General features: G+C 45.7%; 19 protein-coding genes. All 19 read left to right on the top strand.

Annotated elements, in window-relative coordinates; genetic code table 11:
• Positions 1 to 26 precede the first annotated feature (26 nt).
• The 19 genes from H8K33_RS05010 to H8K33_RS04930 all read left to right on the top strand — a co-directional run bounded on the left by H8K33_RS05010 (position 27) and on the right by H8K33_RS04930 (position 17552).
• A complete protein-coding gene (locus H8K33_RS05010) occupies positions 27 to 1928 on the top strand; it encodes a TonB-dependent receptor domain-containing protein (protein ID WP_186889906.1) in 1902 nt (633 codons plus the stop codon).
• 6 nt (positions 1929 to 1934) lie between these two features.
• Positions 1935 to 2519 (top strand): bifunctional adenosylcobinamide kinase/adenosylcobinamide-phosphate guanylyltransferase, encoded by a 585-nt coding sequence (locus H8K33_RS05005; RefSeq protein WP_186889905.1) that lies wholly within the window; start codon positions 1935 to 1937, stop codon positions 2517 to 2519.
• A gap of 127 nt (positions 2520 to 2646) precedes the next feature.
• Positions 2647 to 3522: an ABC transporter substrate-binding protein gene (locus tag H8K33_RS05000; RefSeq protein WP_186890462.1), complete on the top strand. Its 876-nt coding sequence runs from the start codon at positions 2647 to 2649 to the stop codon at positions 3520 to 3522.
• Positions 3523 to 3623: 101 nt separating this feature from the next.
• The gene (locus H8K33_RS04995; RefSeq protein ID WP_246443402.1) at positions 3624 to 4598 is read left to right on the top strand and encodes a FecCD family ABC transporter permease; all 975 of its coding nucleotides are present in this window, start codon (positions 3624 to 3626) and stop codon (positions 4596 to 4598) included.
• Positions 4598 to 5386: an ABC transporter ATP-binding protein gene (locus tag H8K33_RS04990; protein ID WP_246443354.1), complete on the top strand. Its 789-nt coding sequence runs from the start codon at positions 4598 to 4600 to the stop codon at positions 5384 to 5386. Before H8K33_RS04995 ends, H8K33_RS04990 begins: the two co-directional genes overlap by 1 nt.
• Before the next feature lie 184 nt (positions 5387 to 5570).
• On the top strand, positions 5571 to 6140 hold the full coding sequence (gene cobO, locus H8K33_RS04985; RefSeq protein ID WP_186889904.1) for a cob(I)yrinic acid a,c-diamide adenosyltransferase: 570 nt from the start codon (positions 5571 to 5573) through the stop codon (positions 6138 to 6140).
• An 85-nt stretch (positions 6141 to 6225) separates the two neighbouring features.
• Entirely contained in the window at positions 6226 to 7206 is a 981-nt protein-coding gene (gene cbiB, locus H8K33_RS04980; RefSeq protein WP_186889903.1) for an adenosylcobinamide-phosphate synthase CbiB, read from the top strand.
• Positions 7207 to 7231: 25 nt separating this feature from the next.
• Positions 7232 to 8413 carry an aminotransferase class I/II-fold pyridoxal phosphate-dependent enzyme gene (locus tag H8K33_RS04975; RefSeq protein ID WP_246443351.1) on the top strand — a complete coding sequence of 394 codons (1182 nt, stop codon included), beginning with the start codon at positions 7232 to 7234 and terminating at the stop codon, positions 8411 to 8413.
• Between the two features lie 33 nt (positions 8414 to 8446).
• A complete protein-coding gene (cobT, locus tag H8K33_RS04970; RefSeq protein ID WP_246443350.1) occupies positions 8447 to 9493 on the top strand; it encodes a nicotinate-nucleotide--dimethylbenzimidazole phosphoribosyltransferase in 1047 nt (348 codons plus the stop codon).
• 49 nt (positions 9494 to 9542) lie between these two features.
• Positions 9543 to 10340, top strand: a complete 798-nt coding sequence (cobS, locus tag H8K33_RS04965) for an adenosylcobinamide-GDP ribazoletransferase (RefSeq protein ID WP_390320540.1) — start codon at positions 9543 to 9545, stop codon at positions 10338 to 10340.
• 3 nt (positions 10341 to 10343) lie between these two features.
• The gene (locus tag H8K33_RS04960) at positions 10344 to 10922 is read left to right on the top strand and encodes a histidine phosphatase family protein (protein ID WP_186889902.1); all 579 of its coding nucleotides are present in this window, start codon (positions 10344 to 10346) and stop codon (positions 10920 to 10922) included.
• A gap of 109 nt (positions 10923 to 11031) precedes the next feature.
• Complete coding sequence (locus H8K33_RS04955) at positions 11032 to 11637, top strand: acyl carrier protein phosphodiesterase (protein ID WP_186889901.1); 606 nt, start codon at positions 11032 to 11034, stop codon at positions 11635 to 11637.
• Between the two features lie 200 nt (positions 11638 to 11837).
• Positions 11838 to 13073: an MFS transporter gene (locus H8K33_RS04950; protein ID WP_246443347.1), complete on the top strand. Its 1236-nt coding sequence runs from the start codon at positions 11838 to 11840 to the stop codon at positions 13071 to 13073.
• Between the two features lie 10 nt (positions 13074 to 13083).
• Positions 13084 to 13215 (top strand): hypothetical protein, encoded by a 132-nt coding sequence (locus H8K33_RS20060; RefSeq protein ID WP_281387267.1) that lies wholly within the window; start codon positions 13084 to 13086, stop codon positions 13213 to 13215.
• Positions 13216 to 13378: 163 nt separating this feature from the next.
• Positions 13379 to 13804 (top strand): DoxX family protein, encoded by a 426-nt coding sequence (locus tag H8K33_RS04945; RefSeq protein ID WP_222613297.1) that lies wholly within the window; start codon positions 13379 to 13381, stop codon positions 13802 to 13804.
• A gap of 143 nt (positions 13805 to 13947) precedes the next feature.
• Positions 13948 to 14565: a lipoxygenase family protein gene (locus H8K33_RS04940; protein ID WP_186889899.1), complete on the top strand. Its 618-nt coding sequence runs from the start codon at positions 13948 to 13950 to the stop codon at positions 14563 to 14565.
• 390 nt (positions 14566 to 14955) lie between these two features.
• A complete protein-coding gene (locus tag H8K33_RS04935; protein ID WP_186889898.1) occupies positions 14956 to 15735 on the top strand; it encodes an ABC-three component system protein in 780 nt (259 codons plus the stop codon).
• Positions 15719 to 15940, top strand: a complete 222-nt coding sequence (locus H8K33_RS20215; RefSeq protein ID WP_390320545.1) for an ABC-three component system middle component 7 — start codon at positions 15719 to 15721, stop codon at positions 15938 to 15940. The genes H8K33_RS04935 and H8K33_RS20215 overlap by 17 nt, the downstream gene beginning before the upstream one ends.
• On the top strand, positions 15933 to 17552 hold the full coding sequence (locus H8K33_RS04930; RefSeq protein ID WP_186889897.1) for a DUF2326 domain-containing protein: 1620 nt from the start codon (positions 15933 to 15935) through the stop codon (positions 17550 to 17552). Before H8K33_RS20215 ends, H8K33_RS04930 begins: the two co-directional genes overlap by 8 nt.
• The last annotated feature ends 230 nt before the right edge of the window (positions 17553 to 17782 follow it).

Here is a 17782-nt window from a genome sequence, read left to right as displayed (position 1 = left end):
ATCAGATTTTTCATTAATGATATTTCATGAAAAATTCTGCTTCATTTTCACCTCTATTCTTAACTTCGCGTGCAGGAATCTGGTTTGCCTGTGTGACCTCGTCTGCAGGCTTGATGCTCAATTCTGCGCAAGCACAAACTTCAGTAACGCCAGCATTGCAAGATGTGGTAATTACCGCCAATCGGATTCCTACTAAGCTGACGGATGTGTTGGCGGATGTGACGGTGATTGATCGTGCCGAATTGGATCTTGTCGGACAGGGTTCTTTAATCGATGTGTTGGCGAATTTGCCCGGCGTGCAAATTTCTCGCAATGGCAGCTACCGTTCTGCTAGTAGCGTTTTTTTGCGGGGTGCGACATCCTCGCAAACGGTGATCTTGGTGGATGGCATACGCATAGGTTCCGCGACATCGGGAACGCCGGCTTTGGAAAATATTCCACTAGATCGTATCGAGCGTATTGAAGTGTTACGTGGCGCAGCATCTGCCTTGTATGGTTCGGATGCGGTCGGTGGTGTGATCCACATTATTACGCGTGATCCTGGTATCAAACCAGTGTTTACCGCTAACGTTGGTGTGGGTGGAGATGGCCAGCAACAAGCTGGTTTGTCGGTGCGAGGTAGTGTTGGCGAGCTTGGCTATAGTTTAGGTTGGTCTCGTGAAAAAGCCGACGGTATTTCTGTATTAGAGAATCCACTTTCGTCAGCATTTAATCCTGATCGCGATGGCTTTCAAGCGAGTAGTGTGGATGCGAAATTGCGTTATCAAGTAACACCTTTACATCAATTAAGTTTGGGCTTATTGCATAGCGATACCGATTATCAATTTGATGGTTCAGCCTCACCGAACCCACTAAAACTGACCAAAGCGAATACCGATGCCCGTGCCTATTCCACTTTGAATAATTTGTCCGCACAGTGGCAAGCGCAATGGTTACCGAACTGGAAGTCCACGCTGGCGTTTGGCATTGCTGAAGACCAATCGGTGACAAAGTATTTCCGTAGTACTGATGGAGCGTTTGGTGGCAGCGGTAAATTCAATACACGCCGCAATCAAGCTAGTTGGCAGAACGATGTGAATTTTGGCAGTGACGTACTTTCATTTGCCATCGAACAGCGTCGTGAAGAAGTCGATAGTAGTATGAATTATTCGGTCAAGGCGCGCGATTTAATGGGCGCGATGCTGTCTTATGCCTTGCGGACTGGTGATTGGAGTGCGCTGGCGGTGCTGCGTACTGATCATAACTCTCAATTTGGTTCGCATACCAACTGGTCTTTGTCTGGCGGATATCAATTTACACCTGATTGGCGTGCGGTACTGAGCTCAGGCACGAGTTTTCAGGCGCCGAGTTTTAATCAATTGTATTACCCAGGTTTTGGTAACGCGGCCTTAACGCCACAGCAAAATCAGTCAAATGAAATTGGTCTGAAATACCGTCATGGTAATGTCAATGTCGAGGCAACGGTATATCAAAACGATGTGCGCGGCTTTATTAATCCTTCCACCAATGTGCAAAGTGCATTGGCGATTTTGCGTGGCTTGAGCTTGAGCGGTACTTGGCAAATTGGTGCTAGCCAAATGAGTGCTTCTTACGATTATGCTGATCCGCGCACACAGCCAAATAATTTGCGCTTACTGAGAATTGCACGTCATGTCACAAACTTCCGCATTCAACATCAATTTTCAGATGTTTCAGTGTTTTCTGAGTTGAAATGGTCGAGCGACCGTGAAGATAATAATCTGAGTTTTACAGGTCGCGACAAATTAGCTGCTTATCGTTTATTGAACGTCGGTGCCAATTGGCAAATTAGTCCGCAATGGGCATTGTTAGTGCGCATCAATAATCTGAGTAATACGCATTACGTGTTGGCGAATAATTATTCGACACCCGGCCGAAATGCCTTTGCTTCGCTGTCTTGGAAATACTAGAAGTCGATGAGTAAGCATCTTTCGATTGCCCGTAGCGAGTTAATCTTGGGCGGGCAGAAAAGTGGCAAATCTGCTCGCGCCGAAAGTTTGGCGCAGAGCTGGTTGCACACGCATGCGAATCATCAAGCGATTTTTATCGCAACTGCACAAGCTTGGGATGATGAAATGCAAGCACGGATTGCCCGTCATCAGGTCGATCGCGCTTTACGTTTGCCAAGCATGCGCACGATAGAGGAGCCGCTCGCCGTGGCGGCGACGATTCGTGCGCATAGTCAGCCAGATACCTTGATTGTGCTTGATTGCCTGACCTTGTGGCTTACCAATTGGCTGATGCCAAACACTCCAGAACCTCAGGATTTGCAATTGAATGTGGTCGAGCAAGCGATTGCAGATTTACGTGATGCTGTCAGCAATGCGCGTGGTCCTGTCGTGATCGTGAGTAATGAAATTGGCTTGGGCGTGATTCCTATGGGAAGAGAAGTACGTGCTTATGTCGATCATTTGGGGCTGCTGAATCAAGCTTTGGCAGCGACGGTAGAGCGGGTTAGTTTGATGGTGGCGGGTATGCAGTTGAGCATAAATGACAAATGAGAGATAAAACAGAGACAACGAGAAATACGGAGCGAGGTAGTCTATGAAATCGAATGGTTTTTCAAGTAAATTTTCCAAGCATCATGCCAATAGCGATCCCAATGGGCGTGAAATTTTGCGCTCAGTGATGAGGCTGATGATGACGCTGGTGTTCGCTCTGGTCGCGAATCCCGCACACGCCATTGATATCACCGATGATCGACAAATCACCGTCAATTTTAAACAATCACCACAACGCATCGTCAGCGTATTGCCCTCGCTGACCGAATCAGTTTGTGCTCTTGGACATTGCGCCCGCTTAGTCGGTGTAGATCGATACTCAAATTTTCCGGCGAGTGTACGTGCTTTACCCCAAGTCGGCGGTAGTTTGGATCCTGGTATTGAAGCCATCGCTGCGCTAAAACCCGACGTGGTGTTGATGTCAACCTCAACGCGTGCAGCAGAACGACTGCAAGCCTTGGGTATTAAAGTCTTAGCGATGAATCCTGATAGCCAGGCCGATGTCCATAGGATTTTGCTCAAGTTAGGACAATTGCTGGAAGTGCCTGATGTAGCACGCATTTGGCGCGAGATGGATGATGGCATTACGGCGGCAGCGAAAACCTTGCCTGCTTCAGTTAAAAATGTGAAAGTCTATTTCGAAGTGAGTAATGCGCCCCATGCGGCGGGGGAAAGTAGTTTTATCGGCGAAACCTTGACGCGATTGGGTGCTGGAAATATTGTGCCAGCTAGTCAGGGACCTTTTCCCAAATTAAATCCAGAATTCATCGTGCGTGCAAATCCTGATTTGATTATGGTTAGCGAACGTGGTTATGCCTCTTTACCTACACGCCCGGGCTGGTCGAGTATCCGCGCTTTACGTGAAAATCGTGTGTGCGTGTACACGCCCGCAGAATCTGATGTGTTGGTACGCCCAGGGCCTCGCATGGCGGAAGCGGCAGCGATTATGGCGAAGTGTTTATTGAGTAAATCAGCGAGTAAGTCAACGAGTCGAGCGCCATGACACCAATGAGCGGAAGCGCGATGGTGACAGGATATGATATTCAGGCCACGCACGAATCACATGCCAGTCCAGTGCCACGCCAGCGTGGCAAGTTATTGTTCATGCTCATGGCTTTGTTGTTACTCAGTGCCGCTTTGATTGTGCTCGGCTTGGGGGTTGGCAGCAATGGCTGGGAAAGTCTGCTGAGCATGTGGCAACAATCTTTGTCCATGCAAATAGTGTGGGATATCCGCTTGCCACGCACCTTGGGAGCTTGGGCGGCGGGCGCTTTACTTGGTTTATCCGGTGCAGTGGCGCAAGGCTTGTTCCGCAATCCTTTGGCCGATCCGTATTTATTGGGTAGCGCATCTGGTGCTTCACTTGGGGTGGCGACGGCCTTGGTCGCATTTGGTGGCTCACCTTTTGCGACAGCCTGGGTGGTGCGCATGGGGCTGACTGGTGCGGCTTTTTGTGGCGCAGTGTTGGCAGTATTTTTGACATTGCTATTGGCTCGTGGGGTGCAACATACTTTGCGTTTGTTATTGGCTGGTGTAATCGTCGGTGTGGTATTGGGTGCACTTGGATCTTTGGTCACGATGATGCGCCCTGATATCGTCCAAGCTATGCAGGCATTTATGTTGGGAAGCACAGGCTATGTGGGATGGTCTAGTTGCGGTTTGATGTTGCTGGTTTGTTTAATTTGCTTGGTGATTAGCCTCGCTTTAAGTCAGGTATTAGATGGCTTATCGCTGGGGGAGGCAACTGCCACTAGTTTAGGCTTGCCTTTGCCGCAAATGCGCATGGCGCTCGTATTCATTATTGCATTGAGTGCAGGAACAGCGGTGGCACAAACGGGATTGATTGTATTTGTGGGATTGGCTGCACCGCATTTGGTGCGCTCTATGCTAAAGACCACGCATGCAGGTTTGATCGCCTTATCAAGTTTAGCGGGAGGCGTTTTGTTGAGCGCTGCAGATATTCTAAGTCGCTGGATGATCGCACCACAAGAATTGCCAGTCGGTGTCGTAACGGCAATTTTGGGTGGTGCTTATTTATTGCGATTGATGCACAAACAGCGTCGTATGGAAGGGCATTGATGATGCAATTGGATGCTAACAATGCCAACACAGTGGCGGTTCAAACCGAACAACTTCACGCTGTCCTCGATGGTGCGCACATTTTGCGTGAGGTTTGTTTGCAAATTCCTCGCGGTGCCTGGACTAGCATCGTCGGGCCAAACGGTGCAGGTAAATCTAGCTTGCTCAAAGCCTTAGCGGGTCTATTGGATTGTGATGGTCAGGTGCAATTGCTGGGGCGCTGTGTGACCGACATCTCAAGACGTGAAAAAGCTTGTTATCTATCTTGGTTGGGGCAAAGTCAAAGTGCAGCAGAAGATATGCGTGTATGGGATGTCGTCATGCTAGGGCGCTTACCGCATCAAGCTTGGCTGGCCGCACCGAGTGTGGCGGATTATGCAGCGGTAGAACAAGCACTACGCGATACGCAAGCCTGGCAATGGAGAGAACGCAGCCTTGGGCAATTATCCGGCGGTGAGCGACAACGCGTGTTATTGGCAAGAGCTTTAGCCGTACATGCCGAAATTTTATTGATGGATGAACCCTTAGCCAATCTCGATCCTCCGCATCAGGCAGATTGGATGGCGCTGGTCAGGCAGTTAGTCGCGCAAGGAAAAACCGTGATCAGCGTCTTGCATGAGATTTCGTTTGCCTTGCAAGCCGATCACTTATTGATCATGCAGCAAGGACAGCTAATTCATCAAGGGGCGTGTAATGACTCTGCTAGTCATCAGGCATTGCGTGAAGTATTTGAACAGCGCATATCGATCCATTCGGTAGCGGGGCAGTGGGTGGCTTTGCCGAATTGAAATCTAGTATGGCTGATGTAATGTCGTTGTAATGTAGGGTGCGCCATGCGCACCAAGGTCGTGGTTAATCTGTGTGGCACGCACGACCAATCCTACGCAAGTCGGCTCTAATCGGTGCAATTTTGCGTAAGCACTGGGTTGAAGTAAATATAGAAATAAGTGTAGAAAAAAATGGAGAATTAAGATGCAAATTGAAACACCACCAGCAGAAAAACCATATGAAAAACCACAAGGCGAACGCCGTGGTTTAGTGATCATCAATACCGGTGATGGCAAAGGTAAAAGTACGGCCGCTTTTGGTTTGGCTTTGCGCGCCCATGGGCGTGGTAAAGCGGTGAAAATTTTTCAGTTCATGAAAGTACCGACAGCTCGCTTTGGCGAACACCGTATGTTTGAACAATTAGGTCTGCCAGTGGTCGGCTTGGGCGATGGTTTTAGTTGGAAGAGTCAGGATTTAGATCACTCTGCGCAGTTGGCGCGTGATGGTTGGGAAAAAGCCAAAGTCGCGATCATGAGTGGGGAATTTTTCATGGTGACTTTGGATGAAATCACCTATCCCTTGATTTACGGTTGGTTGCCGCTAGACGACGTTTTAGCAACTTTGCGCGCCCGTCCAGTGGATGTGCATGTGGTCTTGACCGGGCGCCGTTGTCCACCTGAATTGATTGAACTGGCTGACACGGTGACTGAGATGACTTTGGTGAAGCATGCGTTTCGGGCTGGAATACCAGCGCAACGTGGCATTGAAGACTGAGGATTGATTTGTTTGACGTGACTTTCGAAAAGTGCATCCTTCGTCATCACAAATCCTTATGGGAAATCTGGGTTAAATCTAAAAAATGCTGTTTAACTTTGTCTATTTCACACCTGAGTACACGCAAATACTCGTACTCGCCATGCTGGTGGGCTGGCTGATCGATCGCTATCTTGGCGAACCCAAGCCTGCTTGGCATCCGGTAGTGTGGATAGGTTATTACTTGGATTATTACGGTAAGCGCATTGCACCTAAAGTTGCTGATGCTGAAGTTTTAGATGAAAAACATGCGACAAAAGAATTCTTGCTTGGTGCATTTTTTTGGTTGCTCGCCGCGCTCGTCTTGCTTGGTGTTGCTTTGAAATTTCAGCAAGCAATCAGCGTATTAGCATGGTATTGGCAAGGACTTATTTTTGGCATCCTACTCAAGCCTTTGTTTAGCTGGTGTATGTTGCGAGACGAAGTGGTAGCGGTTGAGTTTGCTCTAGAAAATTCTCTGAATACTGGTCGTCAACAATTGTCGCGTTTGGTCAGTCGTGACGTCAGTCAATTGCAAGCACGTGAAGTGCGCGAGAGTGCGATAGAAACCTTGGCAGAGAATTTGAACGACTCTGTTATTTCGCCTTTGTTCTGGTTTGTGCTTACTGGTTTGCCTGGCGTTTTATTGTATCGATTCGCGAATACAGCGGATGCGATGTGGGGCTATCGTGGTGAGCGCGGCGGGCGAGTGTGGACTTGGGCAGGTAAGTGGGCAGCACGTGCAGACGATGTCTTGTCATGGCCGGGCGCACGAATCACCGCTTTGTTGATGTATTTGGCTGTGGCGCGGATGCCGACTGTTAGCTTATGGCGTGAAGCTGGCGTCACAAGCTCACCAAATGGTGGTTGGACTATGGGAGCGATGGCTTTGATCTTGGATGTACGACTGTCGAAGCCGGGCGTTTATGTATTGCATGCGCAGGGTGCAGAAGTTGATAGCAGCCATATTAGATTGGCAGTCAAGCTGTGCGAGCGTGCAATTTGGCTTTGGTTTGTCGTTGCCAGTTTGTGCTTGTTTTGTTTCTGAATAAGTTTTTTGAAAAAATTAATCTATGCTGATTGTCAATCGCTTATCTCCACAAGGTCTGAACCAAGCTTACGCATTAGACGGGCAAGTAGGTGCGCAAATAAGTACGCAAATAAGTACCCAGGTAAGTACGCAAATAAGCGGAAAAGTCAGTCTGCCAGTAGCAACGCGCATGCATGGTGGCACAGATACTTTGGGCAAGCCGACTTACGATTTTTCTACTAATAGCAATGCGCTCGGCCCCTGTCCAGAAGTGCTGACGCAAATTCGTTTAAGTGATTGTGCCAGCTATCCTGATCCAGACTATCACAGCTTGCGTAATGCACTAGCTGCATGGCATCAAGTGTCAGCACAACGCATTATGTTGGCTGCCAGTGCGAGTGAGTTTATCTTTCGGATTTCTATGTTGGTGGGGCAGCGCAATCAAGATAAGCAAGATAATCAAAGTAAACGATTCGCGCATTCTCAAAAAACGGTGTGGGTGCCGCCCCATAGTTATGGTGACTATGTGTTGGCAGGACGCGCTGCTGGTCTAGATGTCGTTGAAAATTGTCGTTCAGCGGATTTGATCTGGGCGTGTGAGCCGGGCAGCCCTTTAGGACAAAATCAAATAGGCTTGGCCGAAATGATTACGGCGAAATCTGGCAATGCGCAAGTCGTGCTTGATTGCGCTTATCAGGCATTGCGATTATCTGGGTGTTCCAGTTTGAGTCCAGAACAACGCGATGCTTGCTGGCAGCTATTTACGCCCAATAAGGCTTTGGGCTTGACTGGTGTTCGTGGTGCCTATGTGATTGCGCCTTTGCATGCAGAAACTTGGCAGCAGCGTTTGGAACAAATGGCAGCATCTTGGCCTTTGGGTAGTCATGCCGTCACGATGTTAAGTGCCTGGACTTTGCCATCGGTACAAGAATGGTTATTGAAAAGTTTGGAAACTTTGCGCCAATGGAAGCAAAGGCAAATCGCTTTGTGTACAGATCTGGGATGGCAGATTGAACCAAGTGATACGAATTTTTTCTGCGTGACACCCAACAGAAAAATTCAAGAACACCGTACCGATTTTTTACATGCCATGCGAGCACAAGGGATTAAGTTGCGACATGCAGGTTCATTCGGCCTCGACGATAGTTTTCGAATGCGAGTCTTGTCTCCGCCTATGCAAGATGCTTTTCATCGCGCGGTGAAACAATATTCGCCGAATTTTTAATGAAGTTTTCTTGTTTAGAGTAGAGGTAAAGATATGAACGCAGTCAATGAAGCATGGTTTGCAATGGATGATTTACATCAGCCAGAATTACTAGCGCGCTTACAGCATAAGATCGATAACAAAACTAAACCACTTGGTTCGCTTGGGCGAATAGAACAACTCGCGATACAACTAGGTTTGATCCTAGGCACCGAATCACCTCGTTTGTCACAAGCGCAAATGTTGGTGTGCGCTGGTGACCATGGAATAGTCAAACATGGGGTATCGGCTTTTCCTAGTGACGTAACATGGCAGATGGTCGAGAATTTTCTGGCAGGAGGCGCCGCGGTGAGTGTGTTGGCGCGTCAACATGGCATCGCATTGAACGTGATTGATTGTGGAGTGAACCACGATTTCACACCGCGCCCGGGTTTGCTGATCCGCAAAGTCGCATACGGCACGGCAGATAGTTTGCAAGTTCCAGCGATGAGCTCAGAGCAATGCCAGCAAGCGATTGACCAAGGACGTGACATTGTCAAAAATTTGCCTGGTAATGCTGTTTTGTTGGGCGAGATGGGTATTGGTAATACGTCTGCTGCCGCGCTATTGTTGGCACGCTTAGGCGACTTGGATATTGCGGATTGCACAGGTGCGGGAACGGGTCTCGATCATTTTGCGATTGCCAGAAAGGTAGAGACTTTACGTTTGGTGTTAAAGCGCCATGCGAGCGCGACCGCGCCGCTTGATGCCTTAGCCTGTTTAGGTGGCTTTGAAATCGCCACGCTGGTCGGTATTGTCTTGCAAGCGGCAATCGACAATCGTGTGATTATGGTTGATGGATTTATCGCCAGTTCTGCGGTGTTAGTGGCGACGCGTTTGGCACCAAGAGTACAGCAGCGTTGTGTATATGCACATCGCTCCGCGGAGAGTGGACATCGCTTGATGCTGGAAACATTGCAAGCGACGGCGTTATTGGATTTAGGATTGCGCTTAGGTGAAGGTTCTGGCGCGGCTTTGGCATGGCCTTTGTTGCAATCGGCGAGTGATATCTTGTGCGATATGGCGAGCTTTGAGAGTGCTGGTGTAGCGCGCAGTGATTAAGCGCAGTGATTAAGCGCAATGATTAAGCGCAACTATTAGGGATAAGTAAATGATGATTCGCCACTACCTGTTAGCCTTGCAGTTTTTTACCCGCATTCCAGTCACCGGAAGATTAGCGACATGGGTGGGATATAGTCCCGCGATGTTGCGTGCCAGTGCTGGACATTTTCCGGGGATAGGCTGGCTGGTGGGCGGCTTGACCGCGCTGTTTTTTTGGGGTGCGCATACGTTACTACCACAACAAGCAGCGACTGTTTTTGTTGCTGTTGTGTTGAGTACGGTTTTTAGTGTGATGTTGACTGGTGCTTTTCATGAAGATGGTTTGGCAGATCTGGCAGATGGATTAGGCGGCCATGTCAGTCGGGAAAAATCTTTAGAGATTATGAAAGATTCTCGCATCGGCACTTATGGTGCGGTGGCCTTGATATTGGCTTTGAGTACTAAGTTTGCTTTGCTCAGTTTATTGGGACAAGTCAATTTATTAGCGACCTTCATGGCGATATTTTTAGCGCATGTAACATCACGCATGATGCCGCTTTTGATCATCAAAAGTTTGCCGCATGTTGGCGATACGCCGCAGTCAAAATCTAAACCATTGGCGGATGCGATTGATTATCCAACTTTAGTGGTCGCCGCAATATGGTGTGTATCTGCATTTGCGCTGATCGCTTATGTTTATCCTTCATGGGTTTGGATCGCTGGATTGTTGGCAGCCCTGTGCGCTTGTTGGTGGATGCGTCGATTTTTATCACATCGCATTCAAGGATTTACCGGCGATGCTTTGGGTGCGACTCAGCAAGTGAGCGAATTGGCCTTCTATCTAGGCATCTTATTGGCATGGAATTGATTGATGTCACATCAACTTTGGCTAGTTCGGCATGCACAACCCTTAATTGAAAAAGGCATTTGTTACGGTCAGCTCGATGTTGCTGCCGATGCACAAGCGAACCTGCAAGCCGCGACGGCATTGGCGCAAGTGCTGAAGCAAAATGCTGAAAGAAATTACTTAGTCTATTTCTCCGGGCTGCAAAGAACGCAGCAATTAGCCACTGCTTTACAGCAGCATTTTCCTCATTGGAATAGCACGGTCGATGTACGCTTGCAGGAAATGCACTTTGGGCAGTGGGAAGGATATGCCTGGAAAAACATTGCCAAAGCCGACATCGATGCTTGGATTAGTGATTTTGGACGCTATCAATTTGGTGGTATCGAGAGCTGCCAAGATGTGTTGACGCGGGTAATTGCTGCTTATCAAGATAGTGTGCAATTGTCTCGATTGCATCATGCCGATGTCGTTTGGATTACCCATGCGGGCGTGATTCGTGCACTTCAATACCATCTACATCAGGGACGCGTCACGATAGAACGTGCCGATCAGTGGCCGTTAGAAGCGCCTGATTTTGGCGCTTGGATTTGTCTAAATCTTTAAGTTACCATGATATGTTAAACCTTGAAGGCGCACTTCATACGCGAAGTGCTTAGATTCGCTACAATCCTGATCTTATGGAGCACACTCGTCGGTACTAATAATACATATCATGAATTACCTCGCCCACATTTATCTCGCGCGTCATAGTCATGATGCGATGCTGGGTGCGCTATTAGGTGATTTTGTCAAGATGAACGGTGCTTCAGAATATCCCATCACAATCGCTCAAGAAATTATCTTGCACAGAAAGATTGATAGCTATACAGATCAGCATCCATTGATTCAAGATGCACGCAGTTTGTTTGCACCAAATCGGCGTCGCTACGCTGGGATCGCGCTTGATATCTTTTATGATCATGTATTAGCCAAGCACTGGCAGCACTACTCAGACCTCGATTTGAGTGTCTTTATTCAAGAATTTTATCAAGCATTATTGGCGCGCAAAAATCTGTTTACCGAAACTTTGGCCTATGCAGCACCACGTATGGTGGCGCAAGATTGGTTGGGTTCCTACATGGCATTTGATGGTGTCGATATCGCGATTCAACGGGTTTCTACGCGGCTGTCGCGCAATGGGCATTTATTGCGAGAATCAGTCGTCGATTTAGAACAAAATTATGCGGATTTGAGCCAAGGTTTTCTAGATTTTTTTCCGCAACTACAGTCGTTTGTGTTGGAGCAGCGTGATTTGTTAGCGCATGAGCCAGCAAATTAGTTAGCGCTTAAGAGCTTCCTTCTCTCGCTTGCGAGAGAAGAGTAGGGAATGAGATTGGTTCCGTATGTAAGCAATTTCTGATATCAGCATTGACTTCGCGCCGTAAAAACAGGCAAAGCAAAATTCAGCTAAACTGCGAGTTCTCCAGCCAAATCGGGCTTTATACCTGCTTACTCAGCAGGACCATTAAAAAGATTGTAATGATGAGTGCTATTTCTACCCCACGTCGCCAACCAGATTTAGTCACTGTACTAGTCGCCACCGGTTTTGTTTTAACGCTGTCGATGGGCGTACGTCACGGCTTTGGTTTTTGGCTGCAACCGATTTCATTAGAACATCAGTGGACCCGCGAAACCTTTTCGATGGCGATCGCGATTCAAAATCTAATGTGGGGTGTATTTGGGCCATTTGCGGGCATGGCGGCTGACAAATTGGGTACGGCAAAAGTGATTGTGTTGGGCGCAATCTTGTTCGCACTTGGTTTAGTTTGGATGGCACTGGTGAATCATCCGCTTGCTTTCATCGCTGGCTCAGGTTTATTGATCGGTGCGGCGTTAGCGTGCACAACATTTGGTGCTGTCAGTGGCCTCATTGGTCGCACCGCACCAGAGGCTAAGCGCTCTTGGGCATTTGGTATGTCCTCGGCAGCGAGTTCTTTTGGACAGTTTTTTATGATGCCAGTTGATCAGCAATTGATCCAACACGCTGGCTGGCAAAACGCCCTATATGTGTTGGCGGCTTTGATGCTGATCGTGATGCTACCGATGGCTTGGAAATTACGTGAACCACCGCGCGAAGTCGATACAGGGCCACAACAAAGCACCATGGAAGCGGTACGTGAAGCCTTTGCCCATAAACCGTTTTTGCTTTTGTTAGCAGGTTACTTTGTGTGCGGCTTTCAATTGGTATTTATTGGTATGAATATGCCAGCGTATTTGAAAGATAAGGGCATTGTTGATCCAAGCGTGGCGGTAATCGCTTTGTCGCTGATCGGTCTGTTCAATATTTTTGGCTCTTATGGCGCGGGTAAATTAGGTGGTTTATTTCCTAAGCGTTACCTGCTTTCTAGTATTTATCTGAGTCGCAGTATTGTGATTGCCTTGTTTGTTCTTGCGCCATTGAGTACTTATAGCGTTTATGTTTTTTCAGCAGCGATGGGTTTGCTGTGGTTGTCCACAGTACCATTGACCAACGGGGTGATCGCCGGGATTTTTGGTTTGAAATATTTGTCTATGCTATCGGGCTTTGTTTTCTTCTCGCACCAGCTAGGCAGCTTCATCGGCGCGTGGCTCGGTGGTTATATGTACACCAAGAATGGTAATTATGATGCGGTTTGGATGATCGTGATTGCGCTGGGAATTTTTGCAACGCTGATTAATTTGCCGATTAACGAGGCAGCGATAGAGCGCGACACGAAACTGCCGCTTGCAGCTTAAGAAGTTCACGATGAAACCTAATTCCAGAACCAGCCAAGTGTTGATTGTGCTTGCCATTGCTGCGATTTTTGCGCTGGTTTTTCTGGCGTATTTGCAACCCAGTTTTATCGTTGATTTGGCTAATCGTTATGTGCTTTGTTAGACCAAATTGCGGCAGCTTATGAATAAGTTAAACTTGATTTGATAGTTGAAGAAGTAGGTGTAAATTGTAATTTTTTAGGCAATCTGCTATCTTTTTATTCCTCTCAACTATATTAAGATGACAGAATCGCTTTGATACGGCATCGCTCATCTGCTCACAAATCATGAAATTACCTTTACCTGCTTCTCTTGCTTCAGCTTCTGCCCGAAGCACATTTGCTTGGTTAATCCTTCGTGTTTTATTATCGGCCTTGGTTGCCGCACATGGTTGGGCGCGATTGATCGCTGGTGGTGTTCCTCCTTTTGGAGAATTTTTGAATGCGCAAGGTTTTCCTGCTGGATTTTATTTCGCAGCCTTGGTCACAGGGATAGAAATTATTGGATCAATTTTTCTACTTCTAGGAAGATTTGCCGCACCTGTGTGTGCTGTTCTTGCATTTATTTACGCAATGGGCATCGCACTGGTTCATGCACAAGAAGGATGGTTTGTGGTGGGACTCGGACGCAACGGTTCTGAGTACAGTGTACTGCTCATAGTTTGCTTATTGCTGACTGGTTTGCAGCATGTTAAATCAAGCAAAGAGGAATAGCTTGAAGGAGATGTGCTTTATATAAACTGATCATCCACGATTAAACTCTGAAATTGATCGTGGATGAGTTGTCCTAGTAGAAAAAGCATAATGACGACATAGCTGTTGGTTTGGGATTGTTCGAAAATATTGTTTTTTGAAATTTGAAGTCACCTTGGATTCCTGCGTTTAATTACGTCAATGGCGTGAAACAAGCGCAACGCTTCTCTGCCAGTGTCACCACCGCAGCGTTATTGAACGAAGTGTTAACCATGTTTGTCTGGCTGTTCTCAGCGCAGCACACGGTCATCAATGACGGTGCTTACAATCAAGCAGCCTTCGTTCCAAACGCATCCACCCTGATGTATGCACCACCAGCAAATAAAACATCCAGCCAGTGGACACCAGCCGACCTACTCGCCTGCCTGCCATCGCAAACTTACACCTATCCAGAAGTAGGAGGAATGAATTTCTTAGACATACAACTCAACGCTTCAGTCACAGGCCAAGGCCCTTACCCAGAGACCGTATTCGGCCGCGGCGTATTAGAACCCTCCAGCGATTTCTTACAAGACACCTACGGCTTTACAGACAACGCCTTGCGCAATGTGGTCGATCAGTATTACCAAGACGTACGCAAGATCGCACAGGCAATTCAACTACGTCAGGCAAAAGACATCGCCAAATACTTTTCTTTGTATCCGAATAGTGATGCGGTGCCTAGGACGGTGGTGTTTAATTTGATTACGCCGATTAATGTTATGAATACTATTCAGACTTAAGGGGGGATTTGACGTTTGTTTGTGATGAGGTTTTAATGAAGGTCTTTGCCAGTGAAAAGGCAAAGACCTCTTTGCAGTTAACTAGAAAGGTAATTCGTAGCTTCAACGGATTATATTTATTTTCGATGCCAATATTAGTTTGGTTTTACATTCTACGACGTAGTAGTGAAGCATTATTCAATGCGGATGTCGTGTGTTCAATTAATTGAAAAACAGGGGTAATTGTTGCAAAGGATCATTCTGACTATGTGAGAGTTTTGGAATGAATTGTGTTTCTTTGAGCAATCGGTTACCTTTCAATATTGTTCAATTGAAACAAATTGATACTGCCGCTTATTTTTTATTGATATGAAATTTTAAAAATTAGCTGTTACAGGCAAGGAACTATAAATGGCTACAAAAAGAGATAAATATAGCGATACTGAGCATAGTGTTCTTTATGCGGAAACAGGAGGATGCTGTCCTTTATGTACACTGCCAATTCTTTTTCAAAAAGCAAATTCAAAAAAACCTAGCAAAGGTTATGAAGTAGCTCACATTTATCCTTTAAATCCTACGCAGCCCCAAGCATTGGCGCTAGGTGCATTTCCCGTCCCTATTGATATTAATGCTCTGGAAAATGTCATTGCTTTGTGTCCGACTTGCCATACTAAATATGATAAAGATTTTAAGCTCGATGAGCTTATAGTTCTGAGAAAAATTAAGGATGGATATCTAAGCAATGCAAAAGCAAAGCTCACCGCCTCACAGCACGCGATTCAAGAAGAAGTCAATGAAATACTTGATGCAATTGCGGCATTTGAATTTGAAGACATAACACTGTCACCAACAAAATTTGATATTTCGACTGTGGATAAAAAGCTGAAAGTTGGAATGAGTCCACTTCAGAAACATGAAATTAAAAGTGATGCAATTAGTTTCTATGTACGGATAAGAGATCACATTCGTAAATTGGAGCAACAAGATCAAGCATCGGTCAAAATCTTACTGAATCAAATTAACTCATACTACCTTGCAATGAATAAGCAAAATCCTGCGAACAAAGATTTAGTATTCAATTATGTTGCACAATGGATCAGTATAAAAACAAATAAATCTATCTTAGCTGCGAAGGTACTAACTTCGTTTTTTGTCCAAAATTGTGAGGTCTTCGATGTTGGTACCGAGTAAATTCACGAGACTTGAAGAATCTACAATTTTCAAGATGAGATGTATTTTGTCTGATAGAAAAGAAAATGAAAGCGTTCTAGATGTATATGTCAGAACTAAAGATTTTTTCTATGATGCCAGCGAATTTCTACATGCACTCGACATTTTGTATGTTTTGGGAGCAGTCAATATAAATGAAGACTCGGAGTTGATTAAGTATGCTTAAAGAAATACGGTGTCCTTTTTTCAAACATGAAAAAATTTCTTTTCATTCAGGACTTAACATTATATTGGGCGATGATGATGCCAAGAATTCTATTGGTAAGTCTACGGCGTTGATGGTCATAGATTTCGTGCATGGAGGTGACAGCTTTATTAAGGATGAAGCAGGGGCAATTAAGGCGCTGGGTCACCATCATTACAATTTTTTCTTTGTTTTTAATGGGCGACCCTATTATTTTTCCCGATCAACGGATGTTTCAGATGTGGTATTTGAATGTGATGAGGACTATAAAAGGTTTAGTGAGATATCTGTAGACGTTTTTCGTAAGACCCTGAAAGATTTTTATGGATTAGTAAAGATAGAAAGTTCGTTTCGGTCTACTATGAATCCTTTTGCTCGTATTTGGAAAAAAGGTGGGTTAGAGCCAGATCAACCTTTTATTTCCGCACTCAAAGAATCAAGTGGAACGGCAATAGCCCGATTAATAGACCTCTTTGATCGAAGTGAGGATATCGCAGCAGAGAGAAGAGTTATTGACGAACAAAAAGACCGAAAAAAACTCATCACTGATTCGATGAATGCGAACATCATTCCCAGCATAAATAAGACTAAACATGGGGAAAACCTCAAAATTATTAATGAGAATGTTATGCAGATTGAACGCCTTAAAGCGGGATTCGGTGGCGCACTAAATGCATATGAAGCGTTATTTACTGAAGATTTGCGGCGTTTAGCACAGCGAAAGAATGAGCTTATTAATTTAAGAGATGAGCTTCAGAGCAAAGCGAAAAGATTGCAACGAGAGATTTCCGGTATAACTCCACGCATTGTCACCAACATCGCTTTGGTATCTGAGTTTTTTCCAACCGTTGATGTGACGAGGCTTGAGCAAGTAGAAACGTTTCATCAAAAAATAGGAAGTATCGTTAAAAAAGAGCTAAAGAGTGAACTAGATGTAGTTCAGTTAGAAGAATCTACTCTCACGATTGAAATAGTAACTTTAGAGTCGCAAATTCAAACTACGTTGCGGTCTAAAGGTATGCCGGATGATCTATTTAGGCGAGTTTTTGAATTAAAAGAAATCACAGATAACGCAACTGAAGAAAACAAATATTTCGAACAGAAAGAGCAGCTTAAAGAGGTTATAAAAATATCTGGTCAGCGATTAGACGTAATCTATGAAAAAATATTTCTTGATATAGAGGCAAAAATTAATTTGAAATTGAAAGCCTTCAATAAGGTTGTTTACGGGCCTACCAGAAATAGCTCTGAATTGCGAATAAAAAATGCCAACTCCTACAACTTCTCATCTCCTGATGATACTGGAACAGGAAAATCATATGCTGGCTTGATCGGATTTGATTTGGCGATGCTTTCTTTGACTAGCTTGCCGTTTGTTATACACGATTCTGTTATCTATAAAAATATTGAAGTTGCCGCTACAAAGCGAATTCTCAAAATTTTGGCTGCACCAAAAACAAAGCAAATTTTTTTGTCTTTTGATGAAGCAAAAAAATTTGGATCTGAAGCAGAACAACTAATTAAGAAGTTCACGATTCTGAAGTTGAGTTATAACGATCTTCTTTATAGCAAAGATTGGCGTGATAAAAAATAAGTTAAGTGCTTGATACGAATGAGAGGTCGCCCTCGCAAGTATAATCTTCGTTTGAGCAGTATCGATTTTTGGCATCACTGTATCGTAATGGTTAGTCGTCCTCTCAGCGAGTAACGGTCGTCATTTCTGTGTGTTTAGCAGGAAATCAGTGATTTCTGTGAATTAACGAACGCTGCTGGACTCCTGCCTGCGCAGGAGTGACGGTTAATTGATGTTGCTGTTCATTAAAA

Origin of the sequence: Affinundibacterium amnicola (assembly GCF_014284275.1) — a bacterium.
Taxonomy (GTDB): Bacteria; Pseudomonadota; Gammaproteobacteria; order Burkholderiales; family Burkholderiaceae_D; genus Undibacterium; species Undibacterium amnicola.
The sequence above is the reverse complement of the archived record's forward strand: the minus strand, read 5'-3'. Positions and strand labels throughout refer to the sequence as shown.

Coding starts and splice junctions, on each gene's coding strand:
- H8K33_RS05010 (WP_186889906.1), top strand. CDS start 27: ATGAAAAATTCTGCTTCATTTTCACCTCTATTCTTAACTTCGCGTGCA.
- H8K33_RS05005 (WP_186889905.1), top strand. CDS start 1,935: ATGAGTAAGCATCTTTCGATTGCCCGTAGCGAGTTAATCTTGGGCGGG.
- H8K33_RS05000 (WP_186890462.1), top strand. CDS start 2,647: ATGAGGCTGATGATGACGCTGGTGTTCGCTCTGGTCGCGAATCCCGCA.
- H8K33_RS04995 (WP_246443402.1), top strand. CDS start 3,624: ATGCTCATGGCTTTGTTGTTACTCAGTGCCGCTTTGATTGTGCTCGGC.
- H8K33_RS04990 (WP_246443354.1), top strand. CDS start 4,598: ATGATGCAATTGGATGCTAACAATGCCAACACAGTGGCGGTTCAAACC.
- cobO (WP_186889904.1), top strand. CDS start 5,571: ATGCAAATTGAAACACCACCAGCAGAAAAACCATATGAAAAACCACAA.
- cbiB (WP_186889903.1), top strand. CDS start 6,226: ATGCTGTTTAACTTTGTCTATTTCACACCTGAGTACACGCAAATACTC.
- H8K33_RS04975 (WP_246443351.1), top strand. CDS start 7,232: ATGCTGATTGTCAATCGCTTATCTCCACAAGGTCTGAACCAAGCTTAC.
- cobT (WP_246443350.1), top strand. CDS start 8,447: ATGAACGCAGTCAATGAAGCATGGTTTGCAATGGATGATTTACATCAG.
- cobS (WP_390320540.1), top strand. CDS start 9,543: ATGATGATTCGCCACTACCTGTTAGCCTTGCAGTTTTTTACCCGCATT.
- H8K33_RS04960 (WP_186889902.1), top strand. CDS start 10,344: ATGTCACATCAACTTTGGCTAGTTCGGCATGCACAACCCTTAATTGAA.
- H8K33_RS04955 (WP_186889901.1), top strand. CDS start 11,032: ATGAATTACCTCGCCCACATTTATCTCGCGCGTCATAGTCATGATGCG.
- H8K33_RS04950 (WP_246443347.1), top strand. CDS start 11,838: ATGATGAGTGCTATTTCTACCCCACGTCGCCAACCAGATTTAGTCACT.
- H8K33_RS20060 (WP_281387267.1), top strand. CDS start 13,084: ATGAAACCTAATTCCAGAACCAGCCAAGTGTTGATTGTGCTTGCCATT.
- H8K33_RS04945 (WP_222613297.1), top strand. CDS start 13,379: ATGAAATTACCTTTACCTGCTTCTCTTGCTTCAGCTTCTGCCCGAAGC.
- H8K33_RS04935 (WP_186889898.1), top strand. CDS start 14,956: ATGGCTACAAAAAGAGATAAATATAGCGATACTGAGCATAGTGTTCTT.
- H8K33_RS20215 (WP_390320545.1), top strand. CDS start 15,719: ATGTTGGTACCGAGTAAATTCACGAGACTTGAAGAATCTACAATTTTC.
- H8K33_RS04930 (WP_186889897.1), top strand. CDS start 15,933: ATGCTTAAAGAAATACGGTGTCCTTTTTTCAAACATGAAAAAATTTCT.